Genomic DNA, 18,578 nt, shown 5'->3' on the forward strand with positions numbered 1-18,578 from the left:
TTAATGAATTAGTTATGTAGTATGCTTAAGAGTCTGACTCAATGCCCACAGCGAACGACGCTCCTGACTGCTTAAGCCACTTATACGATCAAGCGCAATCAAATTTTCCAGTTTTAGTTGCTGAGAGCGCTCATAAATACTAGAAAAAGCATCTAAAAACATAGTTTTTATTTTATCATCAACAATCATGTGGTTCCACATTGCTAGTCTTTCAAGGTGTTCGCTAAATTTTGTATCACGGTATAATTCTAGTAGCTGCCCCGTTGTTAATGAGGGGTAACTAAGACACGTGTTTAATAGGTGAAGAAAGAGCTTTAAACCCGGTATTTTTGCTGTTTCTAATCCATTTAATGGTGGTATGATATTAGCTAAAACAGGGTTTTGCACTAATAGGCCGATCAATATACGCATAGTAGTATTTTTTGCGAATAACGAGTTGGTAAGCATGGGCTGCGTGTTTTTCATTTTCTGCAAAAAAAATTTATTTAACTGATTTTCGTCAATGATACCTAGCTTATTACCTAGCTCTTGAAGTAAATATATGCGTAAAAGCTCTCCTGGTATTAGTCTAATTAGAGGTAACACTAGTGCACTAAGTCGTGCTCGTCCTTCTGGATCACATAGATCAACTTGTGTAACCAGTGTGCGAAACATAAATGTTGACATCGGGACGGAATTCTGAATACGCATTGTAAATGATTTTTTACCTTCTTTACGTATGATCGTGTCAGGATCTTCTTTGTCAGGTAAAAACATGAAACGTAATTGATAGCCGTCGTGCATATAAGGTAGTGCAGTTTTCAGCATACGCCATGCGGCAGTACGTCCAGCATTATCTCCATCATAGCAACAGATCACTGTATGTGTTATTCGAAATAGTAACTGAACGTGCTTCTCTGTAATAACAGTACCCAAAGATGCCACTGCATAATCTATCCCACATTGAGACAACGCTAGAACATCCATATACCCTTCTACAATTAATAACTTGACAGGCTTTGAATTCGTCTTTAATGCTTCATGTAAACCATATAATTGATGGCCTTTGTGGAAAATTATAGTTTCTGGTGAATTAAGGTATTTAGGTTTGTCACTGTTCAGTACCCGTCCTCCAAAGCCAATTACGCGACCTAGCTTATCGTGAATAGGAAACATGATGCGTTCTCGAAACCGATCATAATAGTGTCCCTGAGAGGTCATCACAACCATACCAGTATCAAGTAATAACTGACGATAAGATGCGTTACTTCCAAAATATTTTAACAAATTATTCCAGCCAGATGGAGCGTATCCAATAGAAAAACGTTGAATCACCCTCTGATCGACTCCGCGTTTTACAAGGTAATTTTTTGCTATTGATGATAAGGTTCGTTCTAGAATTTTACGATAAAAAAGACATACATCATTCATTAATTTATATAGATTCGTGTGATCAACATGTGATAAGACTTTCACACCACTATTTTTATTATATGGTATTGGTAGATGACAGCTGTCTGCTAGTGCTTTAATACTTTCAATAAATTCTAGATGATCATATTTCATGAGAAAATCAATTACATTTCCATGTGCACCACAACCAAAACAGTGATAGAATTGTCTCTCTCTATTAACAGTAAAGGAAGGGCTCTTTTCTTGATGAAATGGGCAGTGTGTACGGTAATTTTTACCTTGTTTTTGTAGTTGAAGACGAGTATTGATGAGATCAACAATATCTATGCGTCCTAGCAGATCTCTGATGAATTCAGGTGGAATACGTTGTCGCATAATATCCTGTGAATTTTTATGATGCGCTCATATGAATTATAATATAGTTCATCACTATTAGTATGTAATCAATGCAAACAAGCCGTGCTGTCCCATTGGAAACACGGCCCCAATTAATAAGAAACTATTTTATCCGGCTAGTACAATCATTTTTAGGTTTCAGTACAGACGAGTGTGACGCGCATTTTCTCGTATTAATTTCTTTGCATGACGTTTTATAGCAGATGCCTTAGCACGCTTTCGTTCAGTGGTTGGTTTTTCATAAAATTCACGACGACGAACTTCGGCTAGAACCCCTGCTTTCTCACAGGAACGTTTAAAACGACGCAGAGCTACGTCAAATGGCTCATTTTCACGTACTTTTATTACTGGCATGCAACCCTCACATTAAGGCATTTAGTTTTACGCTGGTTTGTGGCCAATTTAAAACATGATCTATGTTAAAATATTTAAATTTACCTCAGTGCCATCTGCATTATAAATGCAATATAGTGTGAAATGAATAATAGATAGACTGGGTTTTAACTCAACTTCTCGATGATTCTATACTATTTATTAATTTTTAGCGATAACAGGTTAAAGACGCTAAGATACTTGCAGTAGTGTGATGAATTATTCAGATAATAATATTATACAGTAGCATACTTTTAAGTTATTAACAGTTTGTTCTGACTAACAATATGTCTATATATAATAATTGCTATTATTATATATTGTAAGCATAAGGTGGGATTGATGCGTGTACTTGGTATTGAAACATCCTGTGATGAAACCGGTGTGGCTATTTATGACTCTCGTGCAGGTTTAATAGCAAATCAATTATATACTCAATCGAAGCTTCATGAGAGTTATGGTGGTGTGGTTCCTGAGATAGCCGCGCGCAATCATCTTCAAAAAACCGTTTTACTCATACAGGCTGCGTTACAAGAATGTCAATTAAAAGCACAGGATATTGATGCAGTTTCTTATACTGCAGGCCCTGGCTTGGTTGGCTCTTTACTAATCGGAGCATGTATTGGGCGATCGCTAGCATTTGCTTTAAATATTCCTTCTATTGCTATTAATCACATGGAAGGGCATCTTCTTTCGCCTATGCTAGAGAAGAGTCCCCCAGATTTTCCGTTTATTTCCTTACTGGTATCTGGTGGTCATACTCAGTTGATCAGTGTTACTGCAGTAGGTTGCTATGCGTTAATGGGAGAGTCGCTGGATGACGCAGCAGGTGAGGCATTCGATAAAATTGCTAAATTGTTAGGGCTTGGTTATCCAGGTGGTCCAGAGCTATCTAATATTGCTAAAAATGGTGTACGTGGACGTTTTATTTTTCCTAGACCGATGACCAATCGTCCCGGATTAGATTTTAGTTTTTCTGGTTTAAAAACCTTTGCAGCTCAGACTATCTATAATAATGAAAAAACACAGCAAGTTCGCGCTGATATTGCTTGTGCTTTTGAAGATGCGATAGTTGATACATTACTTATTAAATGTCAACGCGCTTTAGACCAAAGCGGCTTTAAACGACTAGTAGTTGCAGGAGGTGTCAGCGCTAACTGTGTATTACGCAGTAAATTAACAGATATGATGGCAAGACGTAACGGGGCAGTATTTTATGCTCGTCCTGAATTTTGCACGGATAATGGAGCAATGATTGCATATGCGGGTGCTATTCGCCTTAAAGAAAGTCAGAATCATTCACTTGAGATTACTGTGCATCCTAGTTGGCCATTATCTTAATTATTACTAGTATACGACAAAATTCTTTTAGAAGCCCTGCCTTGCTTGATGATGTTGATCAAGGAGCAACTGGAATGATCAACATCATTAAAGAGCGCTCATATTAAGTATTGGATCCTATTTTAGCAAGTAAGTTGTGCGATGAGTCTATACTATCTCTAGATATACCTCAGTCATCAATAGAGTCATTATAGCATGTATAGAGTAATCTGTGACTTTAAAAATCAAGTTGCATCACAATTAACCTTTAGAGCAAAATAAAGCTATTAAAAGATCAAGGTTTTAGTAAAAAGACAACATCTTACCTTACATACGTTCAAGTAATAGGCTGTATAAGAATATATTGAAAGATGGGTTGTTTAGATCTTTAAAATGCAAACAGCGTCTCTTGATCTGCATTGACTCAAAAGAAGATCTTGATTTAGGAGGGAGTTATAGTATGTAACGTATAATTTTATATCGAACTATATATATTGCTAATAGCAGCGTATACTACTCTTGCTAAGGGTTGCAGTTATTCTCTTAACATGTAGCCGTATTCTTATATTATTCAATTGCTGATAGTTTTTTACTGCTTATGCCTTAATATGTATTAAGGTGATAGGATGACAGTTTTTCTATATTGATGTAACTTTTACACCTTAATATATATCAAACCTGATATAATAATAGGTTTCTATATAATTAAAGAGATAGACTATGGATATAGTATTTATTAATAAGCTCAGCGTGACAACCACTGTTGGTATTCATGATTGGGAACAAACTCTTCCACAGACGCTCCTATTTGATCTTCAAATAGGATTGGACACTCGTAAAGCGGGTATCAGTGATAATTTAAAAGATTGTTTAAATTATGCTAGTATAGCAGAGGCTGTCATCACGCTTGTGAGTAATGGAAAATTTTTGTTAATTGAACGCGTAGCAGAAGAAGTAGCAACCTTGTTACTTAATAAATTTTCTTTTTTGTGGGTTCGTATTAAAGTTATCAAGCCTAATGCAGTAGCACAGGCACAACAAGTTGGTGTTGTGATTGAGCGTGGGACCATTATGGAGTCAATTACCTGTACTCATTGCAATCATATAAGAGTTGATACAGGTGCATAACTAAAAGTAGATGATGGATCTTGCAATAACCAGAAACTTAATACAGCTCTTCTGTTTAGAGTGTAATAATGTTCTATTTTTATACATAAGCACTTATGCACATCAGTATATCTATATAAACTATAAAAAATAACGATATTCTCTAAACTGAGAACTACGTTATCTATTTTCTGATTCAGTGATTTATCTACATACGTTCTACAGTATGAATACCCAAAAGACTTAATCCTTGTTTTAAAGTTTTGGCTGTTAATTGCGCTAATTTTAAATAGCTCTGTTTTATTTTTTTATCTTTTTCTTCAAGAATCTGACAGGTTTCGTAAAATTGTGAGAATTTAGAAGCTAAATTATATAAATACGCGCACAGTATATGGGGCATGCCATCATGGGCAACTTTTTTTATTGTTTCATCAAATCGTAATAGGCTGAGAGCTAATTCTATCGAAGGATTATTTAAGAGATATGTGGATCCGCTTAATCGTTTTTCTAAATCGATATTTGCTTTACGAAATATTGATAAAACTCTAGTATAAGCATATTGTATGTAGGGAGAGGTGTTGCCTTTTAAGGATAACATGTGATTCCAATCAAAAATATAATTTGTGGTGCGATTTTTTGATAAATCGGCATATTTAATTGAGCCAATTCCAATAATCTCTGCTATGGCTTTCAACTCTTTTTTTGGTATATTTTGGTTTTTATCTAACACTAACCTGGTGGCACGATCTATGGCTTCATCTAGTAAACAAGATAACTTGATAATGTCACCGGTTCTAGTTTTAAAAGGTTTTCCATTTTTGTCCAACATCATGCCGAACATGTGATGTTCTAGCTGGACGCTGTCTGGAATATAACCGGCTTGTCGAGCAATTTCCCATGCTTGAGTTAAGTGTTGATTTTGGCGTGAATCAATATAATACAGAACACGATCCGCGTGTAGAGTTTCGCAACGATATTTGATACAAGCAATATCAGTCGTGGTGTACAAATAAGCGCCATCTTTTTTTTGAATAATGACCCCTGTCAACTCACCTGACCTACTATGTTTCTCCTTGAGAAAGACTACCACTGCATCTTGACTGTGTACTGCAAGTTTTTTAGATTTTAGATCAGATATAATATCCGGCATCATATTTTGATATAGGCTTTCTCCCATTATATTTTTAGGTGTTAGTGTAACATTCATGCGGTCATATAGCATCTGATTTTGTGTCATTGTTATATTTACCAATTGTTTCCACACTGTTTGGCAATACTCATCACCATTTTGTAATTTTACAACATATCTACGAGCACATTCAGCAAATTTTACATCCTGATCATATGCATGCTTGGCCTCACGATATAAGATTTCTAGATCATTTAAGGTAATTTTTGCATAATTTTTTATTTTCTGTTTTTCCAGGAAGGCAATTAGCATGCCAAAATGGGTACCCCAATCTCCAATATGGTTCGCACGTATCACATGATGTCCAAGAAACTCCAGTATACGTGCCATGGCATCACCGATAATAGTGGAACGTAAGTGACCGACATGCATTTCTTTAGCTACATTAGGTGAGGAATAATCTACAACAATAGTCTGTTTTTTAATGGGCGTAATACCAAGTGTATCTTGTGATAATACATTATCAATTTGTATAGCTAACCATCTTGGCTCAAGAAAAATATTTAAAAACCCTGGACTTATGATTTCTACTTTGTGAGCGATGTCATGAAGGTCTAACTTCTCTAAAACTTTTTTTGCCAGTGTTTTTGGTGAGATACCTAAGTCTTTACCTAATGCCATCATACCATTTACCTGGTAATGACCAAACCTTTCTTTTTCTGACTGAGAAATCTGAGGCCTACAATTTTCTGACAAACCCGATAAAAGCATAGCCTGGCTAATTTTTTGTGTAAGAAAGCCGTGGATGTTCACGATTTTACCTTAGGATATTGATCCGTGACAGAAGTTTTAATTTTTCTATATATAAACAGAAGGTAATGAAATACCCTTTTATCGGTCTTTCTCTATGCAATCTAACCTTTTTAAAAAATCATTAGATCAAACATCTCTACACGACGATTTTACATAAGAGTTTCTACAAAAGTAATTGCATCCTTTTTATAGTCATAGTGTTGATCTGTTTATATAATGAATATCTAGTTAGGATTTTGCTAAAACTTGTTATAGCATATTAAATATCTTATCTTGGTTTATTAACCCGTTAAAAAATTATTAATTAATACCTTTTGAACGGATTCTGGTTTATTACAATAAGAAGATAATTTGTTCTAAAAAGGATTATTCTATTGTACATGCTCATGTGCATGTACAATACAGTATGTACGCATTAGTAATGACTGGTACTATGTAGTTTTAGGAGTTACTAAAACTAGTTGTTGTCATATTTTTAATCAATCGAGGATCTCCTTGCATCGCAATAGATCCTCGATTGATAAATATGCAAACGTTCTCTAACTTAGTTAGAATGATGAAATTGAGTCAAGGTAACGCTCAGCGTCACGTGCTGCCATACACCCACTGCCTGCTGCAGTAATAGCTTGTCTATAAATATGATCCATTACATCACCAGCAGCAAATACACCTGGTACACTACTTTGTGTAGCGTTGCCATACATACCTGATTCAACTGTAATATAGCCGTTATGCAATGCAAGCTGATTATGAAATATTTTGGTATTTGGGGTATGACCAATAGCAATAAATACACCGGAAACTATTAAATCTTTTGTTAAAGATTCTTGTGTGGAGCGTAAGCGTAATGCATTGACACCATTGTTATCACCTGACACCAGGTCTAGCGTATAATTAGCATGTAGGATAATGCTTTTATTATTGATTTTTTTATAGAGACGGTCTACAAGGATTTTTTCAGCACGAAAAGTGCTCCGACGATGAATAAGATGAACTTCAGAGGCAATATTTGTCAAATATAATGCTTCTTCTATCGCCGTATTACCACCACCAATTACTGCAACTTTTTTGTTACGATAAAAAAAACCATCGCAAACTGCGCAAGCAGAGACGCCACGTCCTTTAAATTCCTCTTCTGAAGGTAAGCCGAGATAACGAGCTGAGGAACCAGTTGCAATAATTAGTGCATTAGTGCTATACCGATTTTTCTCACCATTTAATAAAAAAGGTTTTTTTTGGAGGTTTACGCTTATAATTTGGTCATCAATGATATGAGTATTAAATTTGAGTGCGTGCTCATGCATTCTACTCATTAAGGCTGGACCTGTTAAATTATCAGGATTACCTGGCCAATTCTCTATATCACTTGTAGTGGTTAGTTGCCCACCCTTTTCTATACCTGTGATTAATACTGGGTGCAAGTTAGCACGTGCTGCATATATAGCCGCAGTATAGCCAGCCGGACCTGAACCTAAAATTAGCAATTGACTATGCGTGAGCTCACTCATATGACCCATCCTCGTTATTTTACTAATACAATACTGGGGCTTATGAGTACCCTTTAAAGTATAAGCATTCTATGAACCTGATGCATTACTAAATTAAAAGCAGCTTAAGAAGACACATTCATCTTTTTACGAGAGTTAGATTATACAATCACTTCTCTTCATATTATAGCCTTATGATCTATAATAGTTAATCGCTCCGGTGTGAATAAATAGTTATTTTTTATTGCATTTCACATTGAGTATATCAGTAATGCTACCTTCAAAGATTTGCGCTGCTAGGCCAATTGACTCATGCAGAGTGGGGTGTGCATGAACGGTTAACGCTATATCTGCTGCATCACATCCCATTTCAATAGCTAAACCAATTTCACCTAAGAGCTCACCACCATTACTTCCAACAATTGCGCCACCGATAACACGATGTGTATTTTTATCAAAGATAAGCTTGGTTATCCCATTTGTACAGTTAGATGCAAGGGAACGACCTGAAGCAGACCATGGAAAAACGGACACTTCGTAACAGATATTGTTTTCTTGAGCATATTTTTCCGTGATACCAACCCAAGCGATTTCTGGATCAGTATAAGCAATACATGGAATTACTTTAGGATTAAAATAGTATTTTTTGCCAAAAATTACTTCAGCTGCAATATGACCCTCATGTATGCCTTTATGTGCTAGCATTGGTTGTCCAACGACATCACCAACAGAAAAAATATGTGGAATATTGGTGCGCATTTGATTATCGACAGGAATAAAACCGACTTCATCTACTGTAACACCAGCTTTCTCTGCGCTGCAGTGAGCGCCATTAGGTGAGCGTCCAACAGCTATCAAAACCGCATCATAACGCTGTATGTCTACAGGCGCCTGTTTTCCTGCTATAGTTACATATATGCCATCTTGTTTTGCTGTTACGGATGTTACTTTACTTTCTAACATGATTTTGAATCGTTTAGAAATATATCGAGTAAAGAGGTGCATTACATCTGCATCTGCAGGGGGAATTAATTGACTAGACATTTCAATAATATCAATCTGTGCGCCAAGAGAATGATAAATTGAAGCAATTTCAAGACCGATAATACCACCACCTATTATAAGAAGTCTCTCTGGTACTATATTTAATTCAAGTGCGGCGGTAGAGTCCCAAATCCGTTCATCATCATACGGAATGCCTGAAATTTTAATAGGGGATGAACCTGTCGCAATAATAGCATTATTAAAAGTAATAGCAGTCGATGAGCCATCCTGTAGAATAACTTCTAGGGTATTAGAGTTACTGAACTTACCAATGCCTTGTATTATAGGTACTTTACGGTTGATTGCAATACCAGATAACCCTCTATTTAATTTACGGATTACCTTTTGTTTCCAGTTACGTATTGCATCAAGATTAATTTTTAGATCATCAAGAACCATATTATGATTTTTGAGTTCTTTTACTTCCTCGAGTACTTTAGCAATATGCAGTAAAGCTTTAGAAGGAATACAACCTACATTCAGACAAACACCACCTAAATTTTGTTGATGTTCGACTATAATAGTTTGTAAACCTAAATCTGCTGCTCGAAATGCAGCAGAATAGCCTGCAGGACCACCTCCAATAACAACAACTTGAGTTTGAATGCGCTCAGTCATTATAACCTCCTAATATTTAGGTATACTCTGATTATGATATGATTGTAAGTAATTACTTTTTGGTATTGTATTGTGCTTAACAATATTGACTGCTACTCAGAGAATAAAAATATACTATATGCATAATGTATGTTAATAAGGAAGACATATTCCAAGATAGTATTACATGACTAGATGGCGAATATCAGATATTGTCTTATTAAGTATAGTAATAAATCGTGCGCCATCAGCCCCATCAATCACACGATGATCAAAAGACAGAGAAATTGGCATCATTAAACGTGGTATAAATTTATTACCATTCCAAAGAGGCTCTGTTACGAATTTAGAGATACCTAGAATAGCTACTTCTGGTGCATTGATAATTGGTGTAAAGTGAGTTGTACCTAAACGACCAATACTAGAAATAGTAAAGCACCCCCCTTGCATTTCTTCTGCAGTTAAATGACTATTTCGTGCTTTTTGAGAAATATTACGTAACTCATGAGATAACTCAATAATGCCTTTTTTATTAACATCTTTCAGAACTGGGACTAATAAACCATTCGGGGTATCGATAGCTATGCTGATATGGATGTATTCTTTTAGGATTAGTGTTTGTTCATCTAAAGATATCGAGCTATTAAATCTCGGCATTGCTTTGAGTGCCATGGCAACAGCTTTTATAATAAATACTAGAGGAGTGAGTTTAACGTCTAGATTTTCTTGGATTGCTATGCCATTTTGTTTTTTACGAAATATTTCTAGATCAGTGATATCTATTTTATCAAAATGGGTAACATGTGGAATCATTAGCCAGTTTCTTTTCAGGTTTGCACCAGATATTTTTTGGATACGACTCATGGATACTTCATTCGTTTTACCAAACTTTGTATAATCAATTTTGGGCCATGGCATTACATCTTGTAATATATTACGAGCTGTACTAATTTCATTAGTATGTTGAGTATTGTTTTTTATATTTTGTATATATTGCATGACATCTTCTTGTAAAATACGCGACTTATGTCCAGTGCCTGTTATATCATCAAGATTAACGTTAAATAGTCGCGCTAGACGTCGAACAAAAGGCGTGGCATGAATGTATGCGTGATTTTCAATAAATGTGGATTGATGTATGGAGTTAGTTAATCTTTTTTCTGATGAAAATTTTTCTACCATATTGTCGACATGAACGATCATCATTAGCATACCAGTTGTAATGCTCTCCCCTTTTCTTATTTTTATTTCATGTATTTTGCCAGATAAGGGTGCTTGAATTTCTATTAAAGCTTGCTGTTTTCTTTCCAAAAGTACTAATGGTTCTTTTGCGCTAATGTTATGACCGACTGTGACTAAGATTTTAATAACTTTAACTGGATCATTATGACATTCTGGTAAATGAAGGCCTGTATAGGAGCTAAGTGTTGGTAAAGCCTCTACTTTTGTGTTATTGTGTTTTACACATCCTTCAGAGCTAGTCTCTTTTATGGTCTCAAATCTCATTATAACCTGTCCGGTATGTACTTTATCTCCTAGGTTTACTTGAATCTCTTTTACTACACCAGATTGTGGAGATGGTACTTCCATAGACGCTTTGTCACCTTCGATAACTAATAGTGGTTGCTCATATTTAACTGTATCACCAATCTTTACTAAGATATCAGTTACTTCAACTAGATCGGTTCCAATATCAGGAATAGGAATTGCAATAGTCATTCTGTATTACCTCTTCAATTAGAGCAAGCATGGATTCTTTTTATCAGAATCAATATTAAACCTCATAATAGCTGCCGATATCTCTTTTTTATCAATAGTGTTATTCTTTGCTAATGCAGTTAATGCGGCAATTACTATGTAAGAACTATCGATTTCAAAATGATAACGCAGGTTTTTACGACTATCTGATAAACCAAACCCATCGGTACCCAGTACGAGATAATTAGTAGTTGGAATAAAATGTCGAATCTGCTCAGCAAATAATTTCATATAATCAGTAGATGCTATGGTAGGTGCATCATTCATAATTTGAGTAATATAGGGGATTCGTGGTGCTTTAGATGGATTCAGCATATTCCATCGCTCGCAAGACTGACCATCACGGGCCAGTTCGGTAAATGAAGTAACGCTGTAGACGTCAGATCCTATACTATAGTCTTTTTCGAGAATATCCGCTGCTTGACGTACGTGTCGTAATATAGCGCCTGAACCTAACAACTGTACTTTTCCTGCAGAACCTACCTTGCTGTTTAGCTTATACATACCTTTACAGATACCATATTCAACCCCTGATGGCATGCCAGGCATATAATAATTTTCATTTAGAGTAGTAATATAGTAGTAAACATTTTCCTGTGCACTACCATACATACGAGTTAAACCATGATGAATGATCACTGCCACTTCATAAGCATATGCTGGGTCCCAAGAGATACAGCTTGGAATGGTAAGGGCATAAATATGACTATGACCATCTTCATGCTGTAATCCCTCGCCATTGAGAGTGGTGCGACCTGAGGTTCCACCAATCAAAAATCCACGTGCCTGTTGGTCACCGGCTGCCCACAATAAGTCTCCAATACGTTGAAAGCCAAACATAGAATAATAGATATAAAAAGGGATCATAGGTGTATTATTCGTACTATAAGATGTTGCTGCCGCCAACCATGAGCAACCTGCGCCAATTTCGTTAATTCCTTCTTGAAGGATCTGCCCCTGCTTGTCCTCTCTGTAGTAAGCTAGTTGTTCACGATCTGATGGATTATACTGTTGCCCGTGTGGGTTATAAATACCAATTTTTCGAAACAAGCCCTCCATTCCAAAAGTACGCGCTTCATCCGCAATAATAGGTACTATGCGTTCTTTAAGGCCTGTGTTTTTCAATAAAAGATTCAAAATGCGCACAAATGCTATAGTAGTTGATATTTCTTTGTTTTGCTCAATCAAGAGCACGCGAAACTCTTCTAATGCTGGGATTTGTAGCTCTTCATCAAAAGTTGCTTTACGCATAGGTAGATATCCACCTAGTTTTTTGCGTTGCTCATGGAGGTACTGATACTCATCGGAGTCATTTTGAAAAGTGATATAAGGTAAATCTTTAATACTTTCGTCATTCACTGGAATTTGAAAACGATCTCGAATATAACGTAGTGTGTCTAGACTGATTTTTTTTATTTGGTGAGCGATATTTTTCCCTTCAGCTATCTCACCCATGCCATAACCTTTAACTGTATGGGCAAGGATAACTACTGGCTTATCTTTACTCTCTTGTGCTTTTTTTAGTGCTGCATAAATTTTTTTCGGATCATGACCACCTCGGTTTAGATTCCAGATTTCATCATCGGTCATATCTTCTACGAGTTTTAGTGTTTCCGGATACTTTCCGAAGAAATGTTGACGTATATAGGAACCGTTTTTAGATTTTAAGTTTTGATAATCACCATCAATAGTTTCATTCATCAGATGAGCTAATGTACCACTAGTATCTTTATGCAGCAGCTGATCCCAGAGCCCCCCCCAAATGACTTTAATGACTTCCCAACCAGCTCCACAAAAAATACCTTCAAGTTCATGAATGATTTTACCGTTTCCTGTTACTGGTCCATCTAGGCGCTGTAAGTTACAGTTAATAACAAATACTAGGTTATTTAGCTTTTCCCGAGTCGCAATGGTAATCGCACCCTTAGATTCTGGTTCATCCATCTCACCGTCTCCTAAGAATGCATACACAGTTTGCAAGGACGTGTCCTGCAGGTCACGATGGTGGAGATATTTCAAAAATTTAGCTTGATATATTGCGGCTATAGGACCAAGCCCCATCGAAACAGTTGGAAACTGCCAAAAATTTGGCATGAGTTTAGGGTGAGGGTAAGATGACAACCCCTCTCCGTTCACTTCTTGTCGAAAGTTATCCATTTGTTTTTCAGTAATCCGACCTTCTAGAAAAGCGCGGGCATATATGCCAGGGGATATATGACCTTGAAAATAAACTAGATCACCTCCGTTTTTTGTGTTGCGTGCACGAAAGAAATGATTAAAGCATACTTCATAGATAGTAGCTGCAGACTGGAAGGAGGCAATATGACCACCTAATTCTAGATTTTTTTTTGAAGCACGCAGCACGGTTATAATTGCATTCCAACGAATAGCAGCGCAAATACGATCCTCTACAATAGTGTTACCTGGGTATTTCGGTTCATCCTGTAGAGGAATAGAATTAATATAATTGCGCACACATGTATGAGAGCTGGTTTGAATGCCACTCCTTCTTGCGGCCTGTAGTATGGCATTTATTAGGTATTGAGCGCGTTCTGCACCTTCTTCATAAATTACTGATTGAATTGAATCCACCCATTCTCGAGTTTCAATTGGATCCAAATCATAATTAAAATGTTTTGACATAGATGTATTTCCTTTTGTACCTCTTCTATTAAATACTTAAGCATTAATATTTTATTATAACGTCAAAGACAGGAGAGATCATCTATGATGATTCTAGAAAAACTTATTTTTGTAAATATAGATAACAATGATATTACTTAAAGTTCTTTCTGTTTTCATTCGGCGTTTTCGTTAGCACGATTACATTGAAAATCAAATTATCTTTATTCTATTTTACCTAAGACTGTTCGGTCTCTGCACAAGCCTTAATAGATACACTATCAAGATATACTTTTGCATAATTGTGATTATTATTACACTTTAGCATAGTGAGGTCATACGATAGATTTACCAAGAAGATGATGGAATCACAGCAAAGAATCTATCTATCTATCTATCTATCTAAAATATTATCTAATAATTGATTCTTCATGAATGCAAATAAACAATTTTATTAAAAAATACATTTTATTTAAAAAACAAATATTTATTTATGCTCTTGCTTTTGATGCATGTAAGTATTTAATTGACTTCATATTATATCACTAATAGCTACGTAGAGTTGTGCACCACTTAAAAACGGGAGCTGATAATTCTTCATAGCAAGCATTATATTAACAGCAATAATAAATAAAGCTATTTATAGATTTCCTGAAGTTTGCTACGGTCTGTATACATTCAATACTCTAATGTTATTGCTATGTCTGTACTAATGTACTCTAGCAGATACGATTGACACAGCTTACTGTTGAATTTTTATATGAACTCTGATTGTTCCTTGTGTATCAATATCGATTGATAAAGGCATAGATATTCTTGATGATCATAAATAGTTGAATTTACATATTGTCACTAAGCTTAGTATTGCGTGCTTAAGTTGTTATATAAACCTTATATGCTTTCTTAAAAGTTTTCTCTGCATACCAGATATTTAGATTTTTTGATAAAACCGTATCAGTTTTTATATATTTTACGTCGTCTAATTCTTTTCTTTATATACTGAATAGGTTATAGCCGATATGTTTTCTAAAGGTCTCTAGCACTGAGAAATACAATTCGTCAGATGGAAACAACAGCTCGATAATAAAAAATCTATGTTTAGATTGTTTAGTTGGTCATCTGGTCTGGATTATCATAAGAGGTAAGATATATATGTATACTCATAAGTATAGAGTAAGAAGTCTTGATATACTTTTAACTAATCATCTGTGTTTCTTCATGATTTTATCGTTTACAGATTAGAATGTTTTGACTATAATTATTTAGTGAATTACAGAGAAACGCGTTATTTTTAAAACATCAGTTTTATGTTCTGTTACCATAAATCATTTTTATATAATATAGCGAGCGGTTCATGAAAGATTACCGTCATCTCAAACTAAACAGTGTTCTAGCGCAGAATACTACAAACATAACCACCTAAGATACTTAGGGTAAGTACTTATTGTATAAAAATTCTTTAAGAATTGAATTCTTATTGCTTGATTATGACAAACTGATAGTTATTGTAAATAACTCATATGCTGTATGGATTACACCACCACCAGTCAGTACTTCGTAAGCAGTGATCCTATTTGGAAAGTTATGAAATATAAAGATTTAAGGGGTTTTCTTTTTCTACTAGAAGAACGTGGAGAGTTAAAACGCATTCAGCAAGAAATTGACCCTAATCTGGAAATGACTGAGATTTCTGACCGTACTTTACGCATTCGCGGTCCGGCCTTGCTTTTTGAAAACCCGAAAGGGTGCGAAATGCCAGTATTGTGCAATTTATTTGGAACGCTGGATCGAGTGGCGTTAGGCATGGGGCAGTCTGATCAGCACTCTTTACGAAATATCGGAAAGCTTATGGCTTTTCTCAGAGAACCGGATCCACCTCAGGGGTTTGGTGATTTTTTGAAAAACATACCACATTGGAAGCAAGTTTTAAATATGCCCACTAAACGGGTTCAGCATGCACTGTGTCAACAACAGATCTGGCGAGATGAAGAGGTTGATTTGAGGTGTCTCCCTATCATGAAATGTTGGCCAGATGATATCGCGCCATTAGTAACTTGGGGCTTAACGGTAACGCGTGGTCCATATAAAACAAGACAGAATCTAGCAATTTATCGCCAACAGCTGCTCGGAAAAAATAAGTTAATTATGCGATGGTTACCACATCGCAGTGGTGCGATAGACTTTAAAGCATGGTGTCATATTTATTCTAAAAAACGATTCCCAGTTTCTGTAATATTAGGAGCTGATCCAGCAACAATGTTAGGTGCAGTCATGCCAATACCAGATAAGTTGTCAGAATATGCTGTTGCTGGTTTGCTGCGTGGAAGTAAAACTGAGGTTGTAAAGTGTATCTCAAATGATCTAGAGGTTCCAGCTAAATCAGAAATTATACTAGAAGGATATATCCAGCCAGGAGAAGTAGCGCTAGAGGGACCATATGGTGATCATACAGGGTACTATAATGAAGCGGATATTTTTCCAGTCTTTACTGTTACTCATGTAACACAACGTTATAAAGCTATTTATCATTCTACTTATACCGGTCGCCCTCCCGATGAGCCTGCTATTTTAGGCATGGCTTTCAATGAGATATTTGTACCACTTCTGCAAAAACAGTTTCCAGAAATTATTGATTTTTATATGCCATCAGAAGGATGCTCGTATAGATTAGCAGTGGTAACCATTAAAAAGCAGTATCCTGGGCATGCAAGGTTTGTTATGATGGGTATTTGGTCATGCTTGCGCCAATTTATGTATACTAAATGTATTATTGTATGTGATAACGATATCAACCCTCGAGATTGGAATGATGTTATCTGGGCGATAACCACTCGCATGGATCCATCACGAGATGTAGTGATTATAGAAAACACACCAATCGATTATCTTGATTTTTCCTCACCTATATCAGGGCTCGGATCAAAAATGGGAATAGATGCGACTAATAAATTGCCGGGAGAGACTCAACGTATATGGGGGTCTCCGATTAAAAAAGACCCTATTGTAACTTCTCATGTTGATACACTTTGGGACGAACTCGGTATATTAAAAAATATTAATCTCGACTAAAAATAGTCATAATACTATATTCACTTGATAGAGGAATAAGTGCCAACCTTAAGTTGTAAGATTGCCTCAGTAGAAGGCATAACTGATACTATATACCGTGTTCTATTAACTCCAGAGTATCATGTAAATTTTCGAGCAGGTCAGTATGTGATACTAAAACTCAAAGAGTATGATCATCTACCACTTTCGATTGCTTCAACACCAATGGAAAAGGATAGCATTGAATTGCATATTGGCGGTTCTGAGTTTAGTTCTTCTATTATATCAGTGATAGAGTATATACAGAATCATAAAGACATTATTATTGATATGCCCCATGGTCTCGCTTGGTTGAGGGATGAAAAGGATTATCCACTGATATTGATTGCAGGTGGAACAGGGTTTTCTTATATTCGATCTATTTTATTTACAGCACTATCAGAAAAGGCGGATAGAGATATTTCTATGTACTGGGGTGGGCGTGAGATCCAACATCTTTATGAGTTAGATAAGCTTAATAAACTAGTGCATCAGTATCCTAAGTTAAAAATTCTCCCTGTCCTCGAGAGACCCAAAGATGACTTTATTGGTCGAGAGGGTACTGTTATCAGTGCTGTAATGCAAGACTACAGTTGTTTGCATAGACATGCTATATATATTGCAGGGCCTGTGAGTATGGTTAGATCAGCACGTATACACTTGTGTACAGAGAGAGGAGCTCAGCGATCACTGATGTTTGGAGATGCCTTGCACTGTATTTAAATAAACAGCATAGGGAACATTCTATATTTTAAAACTACATTCATCCAATGGATGCTTTATCATAATAGCTATCATTGATGATAGCTATTATGATAAAGCATAAATATAAATATAAATATTGTAATATTTAAAAGCGCTATATATACAATCCTTTTGTAATGAGGGTGACTGGGAAGGTTATATTACGTATTACTTGTAGTATTTTCAATATTCTAATTAGTGCCTGGACTATGTGAAATTTATGTAGTAGTTATTATAGTAATAAGCGCAAGTAAGCAAAATCAGTTTTTAACTGAAAGACATTAGATTCATTAAAAGCAACTACTAATATAGTGCTGTCCTTACCAGACATTATAAGAATTCATTGATATCGACTAATAATAGTTGTTTTTTTGACAGTAGATGACCTCTATCAGAAAAAAAGAGTCTGTTACGCAATAGAAATACAATAGAAGCATCACATTTTACTCCTAGTAAGAGCTCTGTCTTTATCTTGTATAGATTAAAAATCTGTAAAAACAGTATTCTATGCTTTAGGGCTTATCTAAATCTTATGTATGCTTATCTCTATACCGAATAAGTAGTGTTTAAATAAAAACTGTGATATGCTTAAATACTGTGTCAGTTTTGAAAAAGTGAATTACTGCGCTCTTTAATTCACTACATCGTAATTCTCATCTTAAGTTTGGGGCGCAAGTGGTATATCGTCTATCGTCTATATAAAAAATACT

10 protein-coding genes and 2 pseudogenes are annotated in these 18,578 nt (G+C 35.7%); 4 read left to right on the top strand and 8 right to left on the bottom strand.

The genetic code is table 11. The features are described 5' to 3' along the window. Positions 1 to 12 precede the first annotated feature (12 nt). The gene (gene dnaG, locus CIPSTX3056_RS01520) at positions 13 to 1,767 is read right to left on the bottom strand and encodes a DNA primase (protein ID WP_072666205.1); all 1,755 of its coding nucleotides are present in this window, start codon (positions 1,765 to 1,767) and stop codon (positions 13 to 15) included. Between the two features lie 159 nt (positions 1,768 to 1,926). Beyond that, complete coding sequence (gene rpsU, locus CIPSTX3056_RS01525) at positions 1,927 to 2,142, bottom strand: 30S ribosomal protein S21 (protein ID WP_072666206.1); 216 nt, start codon at positions 2,140 to 2,142, stop codon at positions 1,927 to 1,929. 360 nt (positions 2,143 to 2,502) lie between these two features. Here rpsU and tsaD point away from each other — a divergent pair, with 360 nt between their 5' ends. Together tsaD and folB are read left to right on the top strand one after the other, a co-directional pair. After that, a complete protein-coding gene (tsaD, locus tag CIPSTX3056_RS01530) occupies positions 2,503 to 3,501 on the top strand; it encodes a tRNA (adenosine(37)-N6)-threonylcarbamoyltransferase complex transferase subunit TsaD (RefSeq protein WP_072666207.1) in 999 nt (332 codons plus the stop codon). 699 nt (positions 3,502 to 4,200) lie between these two features. Then, entirely contained in the window at positions 4,201 to 4,608 is a 408-nt protein-coding gene (gene folB, locus CIPSTX3056_RS01535) for a dihydroneopterin aldolase (RefSeq protein WP_072666208.1), read from the top strand. A 187-nt stretch (positions 4,609 to 4,795) separates the two neighbouring features. Here the strand turns inward: folB and argS are convergent, their stop codons facing one another. The 6 genes and pseudogenes from argS to aceE all read right to left on the bottom strand — a co-directional run bounded on the left by argS (position 4,796) and on the right by aceE (position 14,058). Beyond that, positions 4,796 to 6,529: an arginine--tRNA ligase gene (gene argS, locus CIPSTX3056_RS01540; protein WP_072666209.1), complete on the bottom strand. Its 1,734-nt coding sequence runs from the start codon at positions 6,527 to 6,529 to the stop codon at positions 4,796 to 4,798. 548 nt (positions 6,530 to 7,077) lie between these two features. Continuing rightward, positions 7,078 to 8,037 (bottom strand): thioredoxin-disulfide reductase, encoded by a 960-nt coding sequence (trxB, locus tag CIPSTX3056_RS01545; protein ID WP_072666210.1) that lies wholly within the window; start codon positions 8,035 to 8,037, stop codon positions 7,078 to 7,080. Between the two features lie 213 nt (positions 8,038 to 8,250). Further along, positions 8,251 to 9,681: a dihydrolipoyl dehydrogenase gene (gene lpdA, locus CIPSTX3056_RS01550; RefSeq protein ID WP_231939199.1), complete on the bottom strand. Its 1,431-nt coding sequence runs from the start codon at positions 9,679 to 9,681 to the stop codon at positions 8,251 to 8,253. 159 nt (positions 9,682 to 9,840) lie between these two features. Further along, positions 9,841 to 10,575, bottom strand: a pseudogene (locus CIPSTX3056_RS03495) (2-oxo acid dehydrogenase subunit E2); the annotation flags it as partial. 72 nt (positions 10,576 to 10,647) lie between these two features. Then, positions 10,648 to 11,376 (bottom strand): annotated as a pseudogene (locus CIPSTX3056_RS03500) (biotin/lipoyl-containing protein); the annotation flags it as partial. Positions 11,377 to 11,394: 18 nt separating this feature from the next. Further along, positions 11,395 to 14,058 carry a pyruvate dehydrogenase (acetyl-transferring), homodimeric type gene (gene aceE, locus CIPSTX3056_RS01560; RefSeq protein ID WP_072666213.1) on the bottom strand — a complete coding sequence of 888 codons (2,664 nt, stop codon included), beginning with the start codon at positions 14,056 to 14,058 and terminating at the stop codon, positions 11,395 to 11,397. A gap of 1,563 nt (positions 14,059 to 15,621) precedes the next feature. Here aceE and ubiD point away from each other — a divergent pair. Beyond that, positions 15,622 to 17,106: a 4-hydroxy-3-polyprenylbenzoate decarboxylase gene (gene ubiD / locus CIPSTX3056_RS01565; RefSeq protein WP_072666214.1), complete on the top strand. Its 1,485-nt coding sequence runs from the start codon at positions 15,622 to 15,624 to the stop codon at positions 17,104 to 17,106. A gap of 39 nt (positions 17,107 to 17,145) precedes the next feature. Next, positions 17,146 to 17,847 (top strand): NAD(P)H-flavin reductase, encoded by a 702-nt coding sequence (fre, locus tag CIPSTX3056_RS01570; protein ID WP_072666215.1) that lies wholly within the window; start codon positions 17,146 to 17,148, stop codon positions 17,845 to 17,847. Positions 17,848 to 18,578: the final 731 nt, after the last annotated feature.

The sequence above is a fragment of the Candidatus Erwinia haradaeae genome (genome assembly GCF_900698965.1).
GTDB lineage: Bacteria > Pseudomonadota > Gammaproteobacteria > Enterobacterales > Enterobacteriaceae > Erwinia_E > Erwinia_E haradaeae_A.